This window comes from Chryseobacterium sp. DT-167 (assembly GCF_058310155.1).
This window is the reverse complement of sequence record NZ_JBZEEQ010000008.1, coordinates 82266-100170: the sequence shown is the minus strand read 5'-3', so window position 1 is coordinate 100170 and position 17905 is coordinate 82266. Positions and strand designations below refer to the sequence as shown.

Annotated in this window: 19 protein-coding genes; 11 read left to right on the top strand and 8 right to left on the bottom strand. The window is 34.7% G+C overall.

The genetic code is table 11. The features are described 5' to 3' along the window. Positions 1-21: 21 nt before the first annotated feature. Complete coding sequence (locus AC4FQ5_RS12000; RefSeq protein ID WP_491143591.1) at positions 22-552, bottom strand: HugZ family pyridoxamine 5'-phosphate oxidase; 531 nt, start codon at positions 550-552, stop codon at positions 22-24. A gap of 158 nt (positions 553-710) precedes the next feature. Between AC4FQ5_RS12000 and ahcY the strand changes: the two genes are divergently transcribed. From ahcY to AC4FQ5_RS11985, 3 genes are all read left to right on the top strand, one after another. Continuing rightward, positions 711-2027 (top strand): adenosylhomocysteinase, encoded by a 1317-nt coding sequence (gene ahcY / locus AC4FQ5_RS11995; protein WP_491143589.1) that lies wholly within the window; start codon positions 711-713, stop codon positions 2025-2027. A gap of 368 nt (positions 2028-2395) precedes the next feature. After that, on the top strand, positions 2396-2788 hold the full coding sequence (yiaA, locus tag AC4FQ5_RS11990; protein WP_491143587.1) for an inner membrane protein YiaA: 393 nt from the start codon (positions 2396-2398) through the stop codon (positions 2786-2788). A gap of 256 nt (positions 2789-3044) precedes the next feature. Next, positions 3045-4583: a BspA family leucine-rich repeat surface protein gene (locus tag AC4FQ5_RS11985; protein ID WP_491143585.1), complete on the top strand. Its 1539-nt coding sequence runs from the start codon at positions 3045-3047 to the stop codon at positions 4581-4583. A 53-nt stretch (positions 4584-4636) separates the two neighbouring features. Here AC4FQ5_RS11985 and purE read toward each other — a convergent pair whose 3' ends face one another. Next, positions 4637-5140, bottom strand: a complete 504-nt coding sequence (gene purE / locus AC4FQ5_RS11980) for a 5-(carboxyamino)imidazole ribonucleotide mutase (RefSeq protein WP_263000914.1) — start codon at positions 5138-5140, stop codon at positions 4637-4639. A gap of 203 nt (positions 5141-5343) precedes the next feature. On the opposite strand from purE, the gene AC4FQ5_RS11975 reads away from it, so the two are divergent. The 5 genes from AC4FQ5_RS11975 (at position 5344) to AC4FQ5_RS11955 (ending at position 10455) form a co-directional block, all read left to right on the top strand. Beyond that, on the top strand, positions 5344-6252 hold the full coding sequence (locus AC4FQ5_RS11975; RefSeq protein WP_491143583.1) for a DMT family transporter: 909 nt from the start codon (positions 5344-5346) through the stop codon (positions 6250-6252). A gap of 184 nt (positions 6253-6436) precedes the next feature. Next, the gene (locus tag AC4FQ5_RS11970; RefSeq protein WP_491143581.1) at positions 6437-7003 is read left to right on the top strand and encodes a hypothetical protein; all 567 of its coding nucleotides are present in this window, start codon (positions 6437-6439) and stop codon (positions 7001-7003) included. 5 nt (positions 7004-7008) lie between these two features. Further along, a complete protein-coding gene (locus AC4FQ5_RS11965; protein WP_491143579.1) occupies positions 7009-9129 on the top strand; it encodes a cation:proton antiporter in 2121 nt (706 codons plus the stop codon). Positions 9130-9225: 96 nt separating this feature from the next. Beyond that, positions 9226-10086, top strand: coding sequence for a hypothetical protein (locus tag AC4FQ5_RS11960; RefSeq protein WP_491143577.1), 861 nt, complete (start codon positions 9226-9228; stop codon positions 10084-10086). Positions 10087-10095: 9 nt separating this feature from the next. Further along, complete coding sequence (locus tag AC4FQ5_RS11955) at positions 10096-10455, top strand: hypothetical protein (RefSeq protein WP_491143575.1); 360 nt, start codon at positions 10096-10098, stop codon at positions 10453-10455. A 36-nt stretch (positions 10456-10491) separates the two neighbouring features. Here AC4FQ5_RS11955 and AC4FQ5_RS11950 read toward each other — a convergent pair whose 3' ends face one another. Then, entirely contained in the window at positions 10492-11601 is a 1110-nt protein-coding gene (locus AC4FQ5_RS11950) for a 5-(carboxyamino)imidazole ribonucleotide synthase (protein ID WP_491143573.1), read from the bottom strand. A gap of 16 nt (positions 11602-11617) precedes the next feature. Beyond that, a complete protein-coding gene (locus AC4FQ5_RS11945; RefSeq protein ID WP_491143571.1) occupies positions 11618-12169 on the bottom strand; it encodes a DUF1543 domain-containing protein in 552 nt (183 codons plus the stop codon). An 87-nt stretch (positions 12170-12256) separates the two neighbouring features. Here AC4FQ5_RS11945 and AC4FQ5_RS11940 point away from each other — a divergent pair, with 87 nt between their 5' ends. Both AC4FQ5_RS11940 and AC4FQ5_RS11935 read left to right on the top strand, forming a co-directional pair. Next, positions 12257-13087 carry a sulfite exporter TauE/SafE family protein gene (locus tag AC4FQ5_RS11940; RefSeq protein ID WP_491143569.1) on the top strand — a complete coding sequence of 277 codons (831 nt, stop codon included), beginning with the start codon at positions 12257-12259 and terminating at the stop codon, positions 13085-13087. After that, positions 13084-13467: a DUF1634 domain-containing protein gene (locus AC4FQ5_RS11935; protein WP_491143567.1), complete on the top strand. Its 384-nt coding sequence runs from the start codon at positions 13084-13086 to the stop codon at positions 13465-13467. Before AC4FQ5_RS11940 ends, AC4FQ5_RS11935 begins: the two co-directional genes overlap by 4 nt. Before the next feature lie 10 nt (positions 13468-13477). Here the strand turns inward: AC4FQ5_RS11935 and bla are convergent, their stop codons facing one another. The 3 genes from bla to AC4FQ5_RS11920 are packed head-to-tail and all read right to left on the bottom strand — an operon-like array spanning position 13478 to position 15179. Next, entirely contained in the window at positions 13478-14338 is an 861-nt protein-coding gene (gene bla / locus AC4FQ5_RS11930) for a subclass B3 metallo-beta-lactamase (RefSeq protein ID WP_491143565.1), read from the bottom strand. A gap of 18 nt (positions 14339-14356) precedes the next feature. After that, on the bottom strand, positions 14357-14734 hold the full coding sequence (gloA2, locus tag AC4FQ5_RS11925) for an SMU1112c/YaeR family gloxylase I-like metalloprotein (RefSeq protein ID WP_491143563.1): 378 nt from the start codon (positions 14732-14734) through the stop codon (positions 14357-14359). Positions 14735-14741: 7 nt separating this feature from the next. Then, on the bottom strand, positions 14742-15179 hold the full coding sequence (locus AC4FQ5_RS11920) for a nuclear transport factor 2 family protein (RefSeq protein ID WP_491143562.1): 438 nt from the start codon (positions 15177-15179) through the stop codon (positions 14742-14744). Positions 15180-15309: 130 nt separating this feature from the next. On the opposite strand from AC4FQ5_RS11920, the gene AC4FQ5_RS11915 reads away from it, so the two are divergent. Beyond that, positions 15310-16389 carry an endonuclease/exonuclease/phosphatase family protein gene (locus tag AC4FQ5_RS11915; RefSeq protein ID WP_491143560.1) on the top strand — a complete coding sequence of 360 codons (1080 nt, stop codon included), beginning with the start codon at positions 15310-15312 and terminating at the stop codon, positions 16387-16389. A gap of 304 nt (positions 16390-16693) precedes the next feature. Here the strand turns inward: AC4FQ5_RS11915 and AC4FQ5_RS11910 are convergent, their stop codons facing one another. Further along, positions 16694-17752 carry a diphosphomevalonate decarboxylase gene (locus tag AC4FQ5_RS11910; protein WP_491143558.1) on the bottom strand — a complete coding sequence of 353 codons (1059 nt, stop codon included), beginning with the start codon at positions 17750-17752 and terminating at the stop codon, positions 16694-16696. Between the last annotated feature and the right edge of the window lie 153 nt (positions 17753-17905).

Genomic DNA, 17905 nt, shown 5'->3' with positions numbered 1-17905 from the left:
TTCCACTTCCTATTCAATTCATTATTTAGCCTGATGATTCTGATCGTTTCTATGTTGCATAATTTCGAGATTCTCATCTACAAAATAAGCACTTCCGAATCCGTTTACATAAGCACCTTTCACAGGATTTAACGCAATCAGTATAAAATCTTTCATTTCAGAAATCACATCTACCACTTTACCATGAGTCTCTTTCAACAGACCTACAACCTGATTCCAGATTTCAGAATCTCTTTCGATCTGAGTAGTTGTTGCTTCGATCGTTAATCTTTCACGAGCATAGATCTGTTTTGTAGCAGATTCGTCTTCGATAAACATCATAGAAGTTTTTCTGCCTTCAGAAAGATTCTTTGTATGTTTTGCCATGAAAGAAACCAAAATATAAAATTTGTTATCAATTTCTACAAACGGTGCATAACTGGAGTTGGGAGTTCCTTCTGCGTCTACCGTTGCAAGAATAATACTTTGAGTTCTTGCAATCAGTTCTTTTACTTTTGGGGCAACAGGTTTTGCTTGTCTTTGCGCTTCTTCCTGCGTGTGAGTATGATTCATAAATAGATTTATTTCTGCAAAAATACATAATTTAGAATAAATAAAAATAAATTTTCCGCATATTCTATTTCATGATGGTTATCATAGACATTGTTTTTTTATCTTAATTATATGTTGTAATTTTGCATAATTATTTGAATTTAAACTTATTCATACATATGAGTACTACAACACAATACGTTCCTTATAAAGTTAAGGATATTTCTCTTGCAGAATGGGGAAGAAAAGAAATTACTCTTGCAGAGGCAGAAATGCCCGGTTTGATGGCAATCCGTGAAGAATTCGGACCGTCTCAGCCGCTTAAAGGCGCCAGAATCGCTGGTTGTCTTCACATGACGATCCAAACAGCTGTACTTATCGAGACTTTGGTAGCTTTAGGAGCTGAAGTTACTTGGTCTTCTTGTAATATTTTCTCTACACAAGATCACGCTGCTGCGGCAATTGCTGCTGCAGGAATCCCTGTATATGCATGGAAAGGTCTTAATGAAGAAGAATTTGACTGGTGTATTGAGCAGACTTTATTCTTCGGTGAAGACAGAAAACCATTGAATATGATCCTTGATGACGGTGGAGATTTGACAAACATGGTGTTCGACAGATATCCAGAATTCACAAAAGATATCAAAGGACTTTCTGAAGAAACTACAACCGGAGTTCACAGATTGTACGAGAGAATGAAAAACGGAACTTTGGTAATGCCTGCAATCAACGTAAATGATTCTGTTACCAAATCTAAGTTTGATAACAAATACGGATGTAAAGAATCTGCAGTAGATGCTGTAAGAAGAGCTACAGACATTATGTTGGCTGGTAAAAGAGTTGTCGTTTGCGGATACGGAGACGTTGGTAAAGGTACTGCTGCATCTTTCAGAGGAGCAGGTTCTATCGTTACGGTTACTGAAATTGATCCAATCTGTGCGCTTCAAGCTGCAATGGACGGTTTTGAAGTAAAAAGATTAGATACTGTTGTAGATAACGCAGATATTGTAATTACTACTACTGGTAACTTCAACATCGTAAGAAAAGAACATTTCTTAAAATTAAAAGATAAAGCAATCGTTTGTAACATCGGTCACTTCGACAACGAAATCGATATGGCTTGGTTAAACGAAAACTACGGTCACACCAAATCTGAAGTGAAGCCACAAGTTGACATCTATACTCTTGAAGAAGGTAAAGAAGTGATCATTCTTGCTGAAGGTAGATTGGTAAACCTTGGTTGCGCAACGGGTCACCCAAGTTTTGTAATGTCAAACTCTTTCTCTAACCAGACTTTGGCTCAGATCGAACTTTGGACTAACTCTGAAGCTTACGGAAATGAAGTTTATATGCTTCCTAAGCATTTGGATGAAAAAGTAGCTGCTTTACACCTTAAGAAACTAAGCGTGGAGCTAGAAGTTCTTTCTCCAGAACAAGCTGAATATATCGGTGTTGATGTGAAAGGACCATTCAAACCTGAATATTACAGATACTAATCATTAGTAATAAAATTATAAGCAATGAGTAATTGCTTACTAGCAATATAGAACGTTTCAGAATTTTTCTGGGACGTTTTTTTTATAACAGAATAAATCTAATTTTAAGATTTCTCATCACTCAAATCTCTAAATTTCAAATACAATCAGGAGCTTAATCACGCTATCCGCTGTATCTTTTTTGCGGTTCCCTCCGCTCCGCTCCCGGAACCGCAAAAAAGGATGCCGCTTCTATCGTGGCTATTAAATTGCACGTCTTTACAGCGAGTCATCAAATTCATCAAAGATTAGTGATAAAAACTAAGATAAATCATAGACTTTAATTAAAAAATAATATATTTGGATCAATTAACATTAGAAACATAATAATGAAAAAACAAGGAGTATCAAATGCGTTTGTCGCAGCTTCATGGGTTGCTTTGGGCGCAGGAATGATCGGCTACATTGTAGGATTGGTAAGAGCAGAAATGCAACTGAATGAAAAAGGATACTATTTCACCATTCTTCTTTACGGGTTATTTGCTGTAGTATCATTGCAAAAGGCTGTCCGAGACAGAATGGAAAACATTAAAGTTACAGATATTTACTACGGAATTTGCTGGTTTGCTACATTATCATCTATAATTTTGCTGACAATCGGATTGTTTAATGCAACCATTCTTCCGAGTGAAAAAGGTTTCTATGCTTTTGCATTTTTGTTGGCACTTTTTGGTGCAATTGCAGTACAGAAAAATACCCGTGATAATATGATGGAAGATTAATTATTCGAAAATTAAAAATACAATGCTCATCAAATTGGTGAGCATTTTTATTTTCTCAAAATTTATTTCACAAACTATTGACATGTTTAAAAAATTACTATCTTTGCGATTCATCAAATTAACAAAACCGTAAAATTAATTTATTATCATTAGGAATATCTACACTATAAATCGCTTAAATCTTTAAATTTCATCAAAAAGCAAACAATTTTATCAAAATATTAATTTCCTCGAACACATAATTTAAAATTAACTTATGAAAAAACTAATATTTTTTATCATGATAATGCTGTCTTTTCAGATGGCAAAGGCTCAAAACGAATTTATCACTATTTGGAAACCAGGAGGTATCAATCCAAGCTTCACAACCAATGTTACCGGTCAAAACCCTTCTACATCAAGCCAAATCTGGTTTCCCGGTACAGGACTTAATTATAAGATTCAGTGGGAAGAAGTAAATTATCCACAACACAACGAGACACTAAACAGCGTAACTTCGATTGGTCAGACATTAATTAATTTTGGCACACCACTCAACCCAAATCCTGCTGCAGCTACATACAGAGTAAAAGTTAGCAGCGGAAACGGAGTTTTTGCCCAGATAAAATTTGCTACTGCAACAACTACACAAGCAGGTACTACCTGGACTCATCATGGCAATTCAGATAAATTACTTGAGATAGAACAATGGGGCAATATCCAATGGCAAACAATGTATAATGCGTTTTCACACTGCAGATATGTGCAAATCACAGCAACAGATTCTCCAAACCTTTCGGCAGTTACAGACGCATCTTATATGTTTTATAATGCCAATGCATTGACGGGAAATGCTTCTATGGCAAACTGGAATACTTCAAACATTGCAAATTTCAGGAATATGTTTTCTCATTTGGCTCTATTTCAGATTCCCGATACATTTAATGCTCCTATTGGTAACTGGAACACTTCTAATGCTACAGACTTCAGAAATATGTTTGAAAACAGACTTGCATTTAATCAAAATCTAAATAGCTGGAATACATCAAACGTTACAGATATGAGCTATATGTTTTCCGGAACTCAGGTCTTTAATCAGCCTTTGAGCAACTGGAATACATCAAACGTAACCAATATGATGTGGATGTTCCACTTTAACCCAAACTTCAATCAGCCTCTTAATAGCTGGAATATTTCGAATGTAACCAATATCTCTCATATGTTTCACGGCTGTACTGCCTTCAACCAACCTTTAGACAATTGGAATACAAGCCTCGTAACAGATTTTAACACCGTATTTTCTACAGCTACGAGTTTTAATCAAAGTCTTCAAACCTGGAATCTTCCTGCACTTACAACAGGATCTCTTGCACTTTTCGGCTCTGGTTTAGATTGTGACAATTATAGCGATACACTTATTGGCTGGGCAGATAATCCCAATACTGCAAATAATATCAATTTAGGATTTGTATTGCTTACCTATTCTGTTGATGTTATACCAAAAAGAAATATCCTTTTAAATAAAGGCTGGACAATTACCGGTGATACTGTCGGAGAATGCAGAAAACTATCTACTCATGAAAATCACTTGAAAAATACAGGATCAATTTATCCAAATCCTGCCGAAAATTTTATTTATCTGAAAAATATCAAAGATGCAAAAAGCTACATCATAACAGATATGAGCGGAAGAATGATCACCAAAAATACTTTGACAAAAGATTTAATCAATATCCAACATCTAGAACCCGGAAATTACCTTTTGCAAATTGTTACCAAAGAAAAAATTGAGACTTTCAAATTCATTAAAAAATAAAAACAAAAATGCCTCGCAGAATCACGAGGCATTTTTATATTAAATCTGAATTATTATAAATCATAAAGATTCGGATGCTTGGCTTTGATATCATCTACCGTTCCCAAAACCTTATCTTTCAAAGTATCCTGATAAATCTGAAGTTTTTCAGCTACATTTTCGTCTCCTGTTCCTAATATTTTCGCAGCTAAAATTCCGGCATTCAAAGCTCCGTTTAAGGCAACAGTTGCTACAGGAATTCCGCCCGGCATTTGGAGGATAGACAAAACAGAATCCCAACCGTCAATAGAATTGCTTGATAAAATAGGAACGCCGATTACCGGTAAAGTCGTACAGCTTGCAACCATTCCAGGAAGATGTGCCGCTCCTCCTGCTCCCGCAATGATGACTTTTAAACCCCTTTTTTTTGCATGTTTTGCGTAATCAAACATTCTCTCTGGTGTTCTGTGAGCCGAAACCACCGTCAGTTCATAAGGAATGTCTAAACTTTTCAAAAAATTTGCAGCCAGTTCCATAATCGGCAAGTCGCTCTGACTTCCCATGATAATTCCTACCATCTTCAATTTTATTAGATTGTTCAAAGATAAGAATTTTAAAAAAGGTGAAAAACAGTTTTTACTTCGCAAGTCAATTAGTTTATCAGAGATTTCAGATCTCTGATTTGCTAATGAATAAATAATTTCCTATTCGCTTTTCAGAAAAAATTGGCATAATTTTTCATTCTAAAATAGGTAACTTTACACCATCATTTCACACTATTTTGAAGGATTATAAACTTATTTTTGCCGTACTTACTGTTGCCATTGTCTGGGGAACGACCTTTTTGGCAATTCGTATTGCCGTAGAAACTATTCCGGCTTGGTTTGTAGCAGGAATCCGTCAGTTTTTAGCAGCGGTTATCATGCTTTTCATACTGCTTTACCGCAGAGAATTTAAGTGGATCGGCTGGAAAAATTTAGGATATCAATTGATTTTCTCCACCTTAATGCTGATTATCGCCAACGGAATGACAACCGTAGCCGAAGAAGATGTTACAAGCAGCCTTACTTCCCTTATCAGCGCATGCTCTCCTATCGTTGTTTTCCTTGGAAGTGTTGCAATTGGTTTGCAGAAATTTACTTTCAGGGCTTTTTTTGGGGTATTAATGTGTTTCAGCGGAATTCTTTTTATCTTTTGGGACGGTTTGGCAGACATGGCAAATCCCGATTACCGACTGGGAATTGTTTATCTTTTCATTGCTATCGGAGGTTGGGCTTCGGGAACTATTTTTACAAAAAAATTAAATATTCAGAGCAGAAATATCTCATTAAATCTTTTTTATCAGTTTGCTTTCGCAGGAATTGTTCAGCTTTGTTTTGCTTTTATGTTTTCAGAAGATTATCATTTCGGAAACTGGAGTGTTAAAAGTATTTCTGCAATGCTTTATTTAGCAATTTTCGGTTCTGTCTCAGCTTTTTTTGCTTTCCATTATGCTTTGACCAAAATTTCTCCGGTTCAGGTCTCTATTTTGGCTTATGTCAATACGGTGATTTCTATTTTCCTGAGTTGGCTGATTTTAGATGAAAGCATTTCTGTTAAATTTATTGTTGCAGCGGTTCTTATTATTTTAGGTGTTTTTATCATCAATTACAATCCTGAAATGTTCAAAAGAAAACGCATTGAAGGATAATTTTTGTTAGTTAATAGAAAGTTTATCATTACTGAAGGAATCTCAAACTTAATGTTAATTAGGTTTCTATAGATGTAATTAATACTTTAAAACATTCATTAATCAACAAAATTCAGGCATTTTTCATCATCGAATCTTTACTTGTCATAATTTTTGCATATTTACTGAGATCAATTCGTAGATTATGACCAAAAAATATCTTTTTATACTTTTCACCTGTTTTTTTCTTCTTCAAAGTTGCGACAACAAAGAAAAGCAGCAACAGCTTACCGAAAGAGAAACAAAACTTCTCGAAAAAGAAAAATTATTTGACCAAAAAGAGTCAGAGTATCAGGCTTTATTAAAAATGCGTGACAGTATTTTTAATAAGAAAGACTCTGTTCAGATCATGCTATGGCCAAAGGAAATTTCCGGAATATGGAGCGGAAAAGTGATCTGCACAGAATCTAACTGCAGCGACTATGCAGTGGGAGATCAACGTGTCGACAACTGGGAATTTGACAGCGATTCTATCCAGCTTTCGACCAAAATCATCAACAACAATAATCTCATAAGAACTTACAGTGGAAAATTTGAAAATAATGAAGTTAAACTGAATTACAAAACAGATTCTACAGCCAAAAAAACTGTAGAAATGCATATTCTTCTTAATGAAATTTCACCCGACAAAATCAGAGGAATACGAACGGTAACGGTTGATAATAATTGCAATGCAAGGTTTTCAGTTGAGCTTACCCGAATTCAAAAATAACACTTATGATTCTAAGCATACATAATCTTACTTTCCCAATCGAAGACCCTGTATTGAAGTTCCTGCTGGTCTTGATTATCATTTTGGCAGCACCACTTTTACTGAATAAAATCAAAGTTCCGCATTTGCTGGGACTGATTATTGCAGGAGCCATCATTGGTCCAAACGGATTCAATGTACTTGCAAGAGACAGCAGTATCGTAGTCACGGGAACAACAGGATTGCTCTACATCATGTTTCTTGCCGGGCTGGAGATTGACATGGGCGACTTCAAACGAAACAAATGGAAAAGTCTCACTTTCGGGCTGTATACATTTATCGCACCTTTCGTTTTGGGATTTATAGGAGCTTATTATTTATTAAATTTCTCAATGCTCACCTCTATTCTGTTTGCCAGTTTATTTTCGTCCCACACATTGATTGCCTACCCTTTAGTCAGTAAACTCGGAATTGCAAAAAATCTCGCCGTAAACATTACCGTTGGCGGAACAATGATTACCGATGTACTTGCACTTTTGGTTTTGGCGATAATAGTCGGGATGTCTCAGGGAGATGTGGGAACAGCTTTTTGGATAAAACTTTCGGTGTCATTTATCGTGTTTGCATTGGTTGTTTTATTTCTGTTTCCAATGATCGGAAGATGGTTTTTTAAAAAAGTGGATGATAAAATTTCGCAGTATATTTTTGTTTTGGTAATGATTTATCTCGCTGCCATGTTGGCAGAACTGGCGGGAGTCGAGGCGATTATCGGAGCATTTTTCGCAGGTTTAGCTTTAAACAGATTGATTCCGCATACTTCTTCTCTGATGAATCGTGTTGAATTTGTGGGGAACGCCATTTTTATTCCGTTTTTCCTGATCAGTGTAGGAATGCTGATTGATTTTAATATATTCTTTAAAAGTCTTGAAACCCTCGGTGTTGCAGCCATCATGCTTGTTGCCTCAATAGGCGGAAAATATTTAGCAGCTGTGGCCACACAAAAAACATTCAGGCTTTCAAAAGAAGAAGGCAAACTCATTTTCGGTTTGAGTTCAGCTTCAGCAGCGGCAACTTTAGCTTCTGTAATGGTGGGTTACAACATTATTATTTCTGAAAGTGAAAACGGTGAACCTGTAAGATTATTAAACGAACACGTTCTGAATGGAAGTATTCTTTTAATCTTAGTCTCCTGTACGATTTCGTCATTTATTTCGATGGCAAGTGCGCAGAAAATTGCTGAAAGTGATAATGAAGACACAGTTTCCGGAAATAATCATGAGGAAGAAAATATACTTTTAGCCATCAATTACGAAGTAACAGTTGAAAGAATGGTGAATCTTGGAATTCTGATTAAAGCACATTCAAATACAAAAGATTTTTTTGCTTTAAATATCATTAATGAAGATAAAAATGAATCTTCGGTAAAAAATGCTGAAAAACTCCTCCATCACGCAATCGACACTGCAGCGGCAGCAGATGTAAAACTTCAGGCATTAAAAAGATATGATAATGATGTCATAAACGGTGTCAACAATGTGATTAAAGAACAGAAAATCACAGATTTAATCATCGGGCTTGAAGATAAAAAAGGCTTTTCACCTTCATTTGTTTACAATCTTTACAACGGTTACCTTCAGAATGATGATGTGAACGTTTTGGTTTATCACGCTGCACAACCACTTTCCACTATCAAAAAATATGCAGTAATGATTCCTGAAAATGCTCACAAAGAAGCCGGATTTTTCCATTCACTCTTAAGAGTTTGGAATATTGCCAGAAATTCAGGTGCGACACTTGTTTTTTATGCTCCGGAAACCATTCTCAACATTCTTCAGAGAATCATTAAAAAAGCTAATATTGAAGCTGAATTTATCATTATGAATACGTGGAAAGATGGAGAAAAAACGGCAGCTCAGTTAATAGAAAATGAGGCACTGATTCTTTTTATGGCAAAAAGAGGAATGCAATCTTATATCCCTAGAATGAGACTGATCCCTGATCTTCTCAACAAAAGCCTGAAAGACAACAACTATCTCCTTATTTTCCCTTACTCCGAATATGATAGAAATAACGCTGAGAAACGCTCAGTGGGAAATCACGATGATTTTATGGAAATCGGGAATGTCATTAAAAGGATTTTTAAGTAAAATAATTTTTTATCATATTTACATTTATATAAATTGAATTCATTTTATATTTCTGATTTTTGTAATCATAAAATACTGAATAATAAAAACAAAATAATGGTTAAATATTTATCAATTTTCGCTGCATTCATTTCAATAAATCTATTTTGCCAAACCGATAAAAATGGAAATCCAGTTTTTAACTCAATTACAGTTTCAGAGGAAAAAACACAGGAATATCAGTTAAATACAAATTATTATACAATTGCGAACAACATTAACAATAAAAATTCATCAGTCTTTGTAAATGAAAATCCAACTTTAGAGGAAATTGAAGCTTTCGCAACTAAACTTCCTTCGGATTTCTTTCTAATAATAAAAGGCAATTCTCCCATTAATATGGTTATGATTGTTGATAAACCCGAAAAAGCTTTTTTTGTAATAAATCCCGCAACCGGATCAAGTGAAACTTTCCCATGTGACATTAAGGGTGATATAACAGAAAATCGTGCAAATGAAATCATTAATCAGAATTATGATAAGAATGCGAAATTGAATGATAATATTCTATCTTTTAACAATAAAAAATTTACGGTAATAAGCAATGATGAAATTAAAACTAAAGTTAAAAAGCTTATAACTTCAAAAAAGCTTGGTGATGGAAAGCCAAGTGAAGTAAAAATACTTGATAAAGCTCTTCTAAAAAAATTAATAATTGACGAAAGTAAAGAAGGCGGAAAATTAGATTTTTTTAGTTCAATAAAAGATCACGAAATGGACGGAATACAGATAAAACCAGGTGTTTTCAGTACAAATATTGGCATTGCATTGTATAAATGGGGAAGACAAAATTATGAAATGGGAGTCAATACTTTAGAAGATGCATTAAACATTTGGAGTGAACTAAAAAACAGGAAGCCAAATCAAAGAGAGGTTGAATATATAAAAATGGGATTCAACAAAGAATTAGAAAAATAACTATTGTCAATGAAAAAAGCACTCATTATCTCTCTATCTCTAATCGTTCTTATCATCTTGTCAATAGCAATCTATTGGAATCTCCCGATTGAAATCACCAGAAAATCTGACATCAAATTTGGAAATGAGCTGATCAATAGCATCGAAGCGTATAAAAAGACCAATCAGAAACTGCCGGAAAATAATGACTGGCAAACATTAGAAAAATTAGGATTCAAAAAAGATGAGTCTGCAAACCCAATTTATACATCTGATAAAAATGGAAATTTTGAGCTTGTTTATATTGACGGTTTCGATGGTCCGTATTTACTATGGAATTCTCAGGAAAAAAAATGGACGATTGATTTTCCTGAAATTTTAAGTAATTAGATAAAAAAGACCGCTTTTCAGCAGTCTTTCATATTTCTAAGCAATCACTCTCACCATCGCTTTCACTTTTACCAATTTCTCCATCAGCTCTTCTCTGGAATCTGCCAAAACATTGATGTGTCCCATTTTTCTTCCCGGTTTCGTTTCTGTCTTTCCATAAAGGTGAATGTAGGTTTCAGGAAGTTTTAAAACCTCTTCCATGCCTTCATAAATTACTTTTCCCGAAAAGCCTTCTGCTCCAACCAAATTCAGCATTCCGCTATAAATAATGGCATCCGTATCGGCTAAAGGTAAGTTTTTCACAACACGATACATTTGCTCAAATTGGGAATTGGCATTTCCTTCCTGACTTTGATGTCCAGAGTTGTGAAGTCTCGGAGCTGTTTCATTTACCCAGACTTTTCCTTCTTTATCCAAGAATAATTCAATAGAAAAAAGCCCCGGAGAATCGACCGCTTTTAAAAACTTATCTGTAATTGAATCGATTTGATTTTCAACATCTTCACTTAAAAAAACCGGACAAATATTAAAATCAAGCAGGTTTAGTTTAGGATCGGCAACCATTTCCGTCACAGGAAAAGTTTTGGTTTCACCATTTTCGTTAATGGCAACGATTACCGAAAGTTCTTTGTCGATATCAACCAGATTTTCCAAAACCGAATCTTCAGTCCATAAGTTTCTCAAATCTTCAGACGAACGGATAATCTGTACACCTTTTCCGTCATAACCACCTGTATTTAATTTCTGAACAAATGGAAACTGAATTTTTATTTCATCTGAACTTCCATCCATAATTTCAAAATCCGGACTTGGAATATCGTGTGCTTTATAAAATTCTTTCTGGAGTATTTTCTGCTGAATAGTTTTGATGATTTTGGCATTCGGAACTACTTTTACACCCTGATTTTCCAGTTCTGCCAAAGCATCTGCATTTACATGCTCAATTTCGATCGTTACAACATCTTTCTCTTTCCCGAAGCTTAAAACAGTTTCATAATCATTAAAACTCCCTTGTGTAAAATGCGAAATATTGTGACAAGGAGCGTCTGAAGCCGGGTCTAACGTATAAAATTCATCATCATATTTCAAAGCCTCCTGTATGAGCATTCTCCCCAATTGTCCGCCTCCTAAAATTCCTATTTTCATTTTTATATTTTATTTACTATTTAATTTTATCAAGCATAAGATAACCCAAAAAGGTATGGTTTTGCTGTTTTTCTTCATCAGATTTCCTGATTTTCAGAGAATATTTTTGTTTCATTTCTTCAGGCAGTATTTCGTTTACACTGAAAATATCATCGATGTCTACTCCGAACTTCTCATCAATATGGCTTCCTGCACCTTTAAAGCCCATTGTATTATAAAACTCTGTGGCTTTTGCTTTTTTTACCACCTCTCCCAACGTCTTTCCTACCATAAGATGCTGCTCATGAAACTCCTTGAAATGATCTTCTCTGTAACCGCCAAGATTTACTAAAAACAGTTTTTCTTCATTATCAAATGTATTTTTAGGTTCAACAGATATTTCATATCCATCGGCAAATCTTACTTCCTGATAAGCATCAATATGAATCTTTCCTTTAGCTTCTGACCAGAACTCTTTCATGGCAGGCACCAGATCTTTCAAATTTTCGGCAATCCCGAAAAATACATCATGCTGCTCTATGTTTCTTCCTTTTGGCGTTGCACCGAGAATGATATAAAATAATTTCATTATGACTTTTATTTTTGCAAAAATACGGCAAAAAATAATCTTTCATTAAAGTTTGCCCAAAAACGCCAATAGTTTTATATTTGTAGCATGTCGGAAATCATCATTCTCTTTCTTGGCGCTATTTCAGCAGGTCTTCTGGGTTCACTTACAGGTTTAGGAGGAGGAGTTATCATCATCCCTTTATTGACACTTGGTTTCGGTGTTCCCATGCATTATGCGATCGGTGCTTCGCTTATTTCTGTGATCGGTACTTCTTCAGGAGCAGCCGTAGCTTTTGTGAAAGAAGGCTTTACCAATATGAGAATCGGAATGTTTTTGGAGATTGCAACGACTGCAGGTGCAATTGTCGGAGCTTTGGTTTCGGGAATGCTTAATCCCAATACGATCGGAATTATTTTCGCTAGTATTCTCCTTCTTACCGTAGTTTTAAATCTTAAAGGAAAACCTGATCATCAGGAGTCACTGATTAAAGGTAGTTTGGAGGATAAGCTTAAATTATACGGAACTTTCCCGGATAAAGGCATAATGAAAAGCTATGCTGCAAGAAATACAGTTCCTGGTTTTTTTATGATGATGTTTGCAGGGGCAATGTCCGGACTTTTAGGAATCGGTTCCGGTGCGCTGAAAGTTTTGGCGATGGATAATATGATGAGATTACCGTTCAAAGTTTCTACAACAACGAGTAATTTTATGATTGGTGTGACAGCGGTTGCCAGTTCATTAATTTATTTCCAGAGAGGCGAAATTATCCCTGTCATTGTAGCTCCTGTTTTGGTAGGAGTTGTGGTGGGAAGTTTCATAGGATCTAAAACTTTAATGGTTTCAAAAACTAAAAAGCTTAAAACGTTTTTTGCTATCGTAATCACGATTCTCTCAATTTATATGATGTATAACGGTGTAAGAAGCAATTTCTCATGAGAAAAAATTTCACTGATGTTGATCTGAACCGTTCTGTTGGAAACTTACTGAGATTAGGCGTTATTTTATCAGTAATTACTTCACTGATAGGTTTTGTTAAGCTTTTTACAGAAGGATTTAAAATGCCGAGAAAATACAAGCTTCTTGACATGGGAACTTCTTCGGAAAAAGTTTGGGGACATTTTTGGGAAACCCTTTGCAAAGGAGAAGGAATGGCGATTATTCAATTAGGAATATTGATGCTGATTTTCACTCCTTTGATGCGAATCATCTTTGCTTTGATAGGCTATCTAAAAGAAAAAGACTATCTCTATGTCATGATTTCATCAATTGTTTTAATCATTATGGTCATCAGTTTTGTGACCGGATATGCACATTGATATACCTTTTTTATTCATTTAGTTTATTAAGATATTCTTTTTCTAAAGAATCAATCTGGTCGAGATATTCTTTTTTATTCATAAAAACACTGGGATTATATGCGTCTTTTGGCTGATGTTTTTCATGCAGATCAAACTGACCTGCGTGGGAAGCTACCCAAATGTCAAAATCAAGTTTTTTCATCTCTCTTAAAGTATATTCATAATCTTTCTGAATTGCAGGATATAGTTTAACCTCAGAAAATTTCTTATCGATAATAATGGTAGGCATATTGGCAATCAAAACCCTATATTTTCTCTTTTCATCTTTGGTTTCGAGTAGATAGCTGCATGAGCCTTTCGTATGTCCCGGATGATGCAGCATCATCAATTTAGTATCCCCAAGCGTTACAAAATCCTTATCTTTCAAAACATAATCAGGATTTACCGGTTTGAATGTAACTCCGTATTTCCCCATTTCATAGTCAGATTTTCCGCCACTTTTCAGAACATCAGCATCTGCCTTGTCGACATACAATTTTGCGCCGGTTTCTTTTTTAATTGCAGCCATTGCGCCTAAATGATCGTAATGAGCCTGAGTAAGCAATAATATTTTAGTATCCTTATAGTTGAAACCAAGTTTCTTTATATTATTTTTTATTGTCGGAAGAGAATCTGCCAATCCGGTATTAATAAGAATATTTCCCTTTTTGGTTACGATAAGGTATGAAGCCAGATCATAAGTTCCCACATAATACAAATTACCGGCAATCCGGAAAGGCTCATAAGGTTGTGACCATTCTTTAGGATGATTTTCAGGTTCATTTACAGTTTGAGCATGAAACTGACAGTTCATGAGTGCAAGAGCCAAAACAACGATATATTTTTTCATTAATAAATTAGATTATTTTTAAATTTCATAAAATTCCAGCGGCAATTGATCGGGATCCTGGGTAAAGAAAAATTCTTTTCCTGTAAATCCATCAATCCTTATTTCTTCACATTTTAAACCTTTTTCAATTAATTCTTCTCTCTTTTCATTTACATTTTCCACTGAAAAAGCCAGATGTCTCAATCCGCAGGATTCTGGTCTTGAAGGTCTTTCTGGTGGATTTGGAAAGGAGAACAGTTCAATCACATAATGATCATCAATACCAAGATCAAGCTTATAAGATTGTCTTTCCTTACGATAAACTTCACGCAGGATTTTTAAACCTAAAACATCAGTATAAAATGCTTTTGAAATTGTATAATCTGAACAGATAATGGCAATGTGATGAATTTTCATTTTTAAATTATTTTTCACAGTCTTTCCTTCTTGTATCTATTAAATACTGAATTTTCCAAACATTATTTTGTTTTACCAACTGAAAGCTATTGGCTCCGCAATGCGAGAATTTTCCTTTAAAATAAAATTCGTAAGGAGTAAAAACACTTGCTAAATTTCCGTCAATATGAATCGCTTCAAAAGTTACTCTCTCATCTGCATCACCTTTTGGTAAATTTGAAACAGAAGTAATAAAATCCTGAGCATTTTCATTTTTTACTGACCCATCTTTCATGATCGTTTGCATGATAACTGTTTCTGTGAAAGTTGATTTTATCATTTCAGCATCTGCATTTTTCATTCCTGCAAAAAGTTTTTCTACAGTTTCTTTTACTAAAGCTTTCTCAGTCAGCTGTGCAAAGCAGAATGAACTTAATAATATAAAAATTCCGGCAATTTTTTTCATAAGATGAGTTTTCAAAATATAAAAATAAGAAATATATTCTTCTGTGAGAGCCTGTATTAATAAACTTTAAATAGAAACAGAGGCAAAATTTTATCAAAATATCTTACATTTACGTGCTATTAAAAAAAATATGTGGGAAGTTTATCTGATATTTGTCGCTTTATTATTTATTTTAACCGTATTGCCAAAAATTCCGAGTTCACATTGGATTTTCAGGGTTCCTGATTTCGGTAAAATTCAGATTGCTTATATTACATTAATCACTTTTGCATTTGGCTTTTTTTTAAGCTTTGAACATTTTTGGTATTATCAGGGTTTTTTGTTGGTGATTTTTATTTATCATGGCATTACTTTGATCAAATACACTCCGCTGTATAAAGTCAAAAAACATCCGCAAAGTAAAAATTCGTCAGAGAAATATCATTTTATTTCTGCAAATGTTTATCAGTTTAATAAAGATTATAATCAGTTTATCAATCTGATCAACAAAAATAAACCGGAAATTTTCCTGACCATGGAAAGCAACGGAGACTGGGAAAATGCATTGCAGGTTCTGGAAAAAGATTACCCATATCAGCACAAAGTAACTCTGGAAAATACATACGGGATGCATTTCTATTCTAAAATGGAAATTGATGAATCTAAAACGCATTTCTTTGTTGCCGATGATATCCCAAGTATAGAAGCGCACCTTAAAACAAAAGATGGTTTCAGATTTGTTTTTTTCGGAGTACATCCGCCGCCGCCGAGTCCGACAGAGGAAGAAACTTCCAAAGAAAGAGATGGTGATCTTCTGAGTACTGCAAAACGTGTACAGGAAATTGAAAAGCCTGTGATCGTAGTTGGAGATTTCAACAATGTAGCCTGGTCAAAATCATCTATTTTGTTCAGAAAGACGAGTCATCTGATTGATCCCAGAGTCGGCCGTTCTTTCGTCTCTACCTTTCATGCAAAATACCGTCTTTTCAGATTCCCGATTGACCTGATGTTTCACAGTGAGGATATTTTTATAAAGGATCTCAAAACGCTGGAAAGTTTCGGTTCGGATCATCTTCCGGTGTATTGTGAATTTTTCATCGATCATCATAATGATGAACAGGAAGAACGTGTGGAAGAAGCCGATTCTGAAGAAAGAGCAGAAGCTGAAGAAATTATAGAAGAGGGCAAAAAGGAAGACGGAGAACGTGATGCTATTGTGAAGGAGGATTGAATACACACAGTTTTTCATTTCCGTAAGAATCTCGGCTACTCAAAAGAGCCATTCAAATGAAATAATTCCAACAGTCTAAATTAGGATTAACATTTCTCGTCAAATTAAAAATTCTTTGTGTTTTTAAACTATGTTGAGATTCCTCCGGAATGACCAAGACTGTCTTGATTTTCCAAATTTTACCACAAAGTTTGTCATTCCGCAGGAATCTAAATGAGAAAATTAGTTTTTGACTAAAATCAAATTATTCATCAATAAAAAGCTGAATAAATCTGCTTCTATTAATCTTCAATATTATTTTTCGTTAAAACTTCATTACATCTTTCACCACCCCATTTTTCTGAGTATGCTGCAGCAATTCCGTTTCAATAAAAGTTTTGATTTTGTCTTCTGAGCCATCATTTGGAAACAGCAAATGTACATTTGCACCCGCATCTAAAGTGAAGAACAATGGTAAAGAAGTTTCTCTTCTGAAATCCCAGATTTTATTAATGACTTCCAGAGTTCCGGTTTTCATTAAAATAAAAGCGGGATCGCTCATCATCATCATGGCGTGAAGCGTTAAAGCTTCGTGTTCTACCAATTTTATAAAAGTATTCAAGTCACCGTTCTTCAGAATTTCTTTCATCGGAACGAAATTTTCTCTCGCTTCCTGAAATCTTCTTTCTGCGTAAGGATTGGTATTCATCAAACCGTGACCAACAGTTGATGAGACGCTTTTTACACCCTCATGAATTAATAAAACCCAGTCATTAAAATCTTTAAAAACATCATGAATTTCAGCATCAGGATATTTTACGGCAAACAAATCAGAACTTCCTTCAACCTCATCAGATTTACCCCAAACAACCAAACCGTTGTACAAACTTCTGCAAGCACTTCCGCTTCCTAATCTTGCTAAAAATGAGGCTTTTCTTAGCTGGTCTTCATCTGACGTTTTCCCTGAAAAAGTTTCATCTAATTTCATCAGACATTTTGAAATAGCCCCAAAACCGGAAGCTGAACTTGCAATTCCCGAACTGTGAGGAAATGTATTTTCAGTTCGGATAATATATTTTCCTTTTAAAATCCAGGGAAGATACTGTTCAATATTTTTAAAATACTTTTCAATTTTTTCGGCAAATTTCGGTTCTTCTTTTCCTGACAGAAAAGTCTGAACAGAAAAAAGTTCGTTTGCCAAAAATTCAACTATTGTATTGGTTTTACAATTGTTTAAAGTATAACTGATACTCGGGTTTGCAGGAATTTGATTTTCGTATTTTCCCCAATATTTGATCAGGGCAATATTTGACGGACAGCTTTCTGAAACCGTTTCTGAACTGATATTATAATTTTCTTTTCCTAAGAAGTCTTGTGTTGCCATAGTTTACTTATTGAATGGTCTTTTCTGACCACAAAGTTTTATTTAATTTGAATTTAATAAATTCAAAGTTTGTCATTCCGTAGGAATCTCAACAATGCAAAATTCCTAATTTAGATTCCTACGGAATGACAAACTCTATGTTGATTTATATAG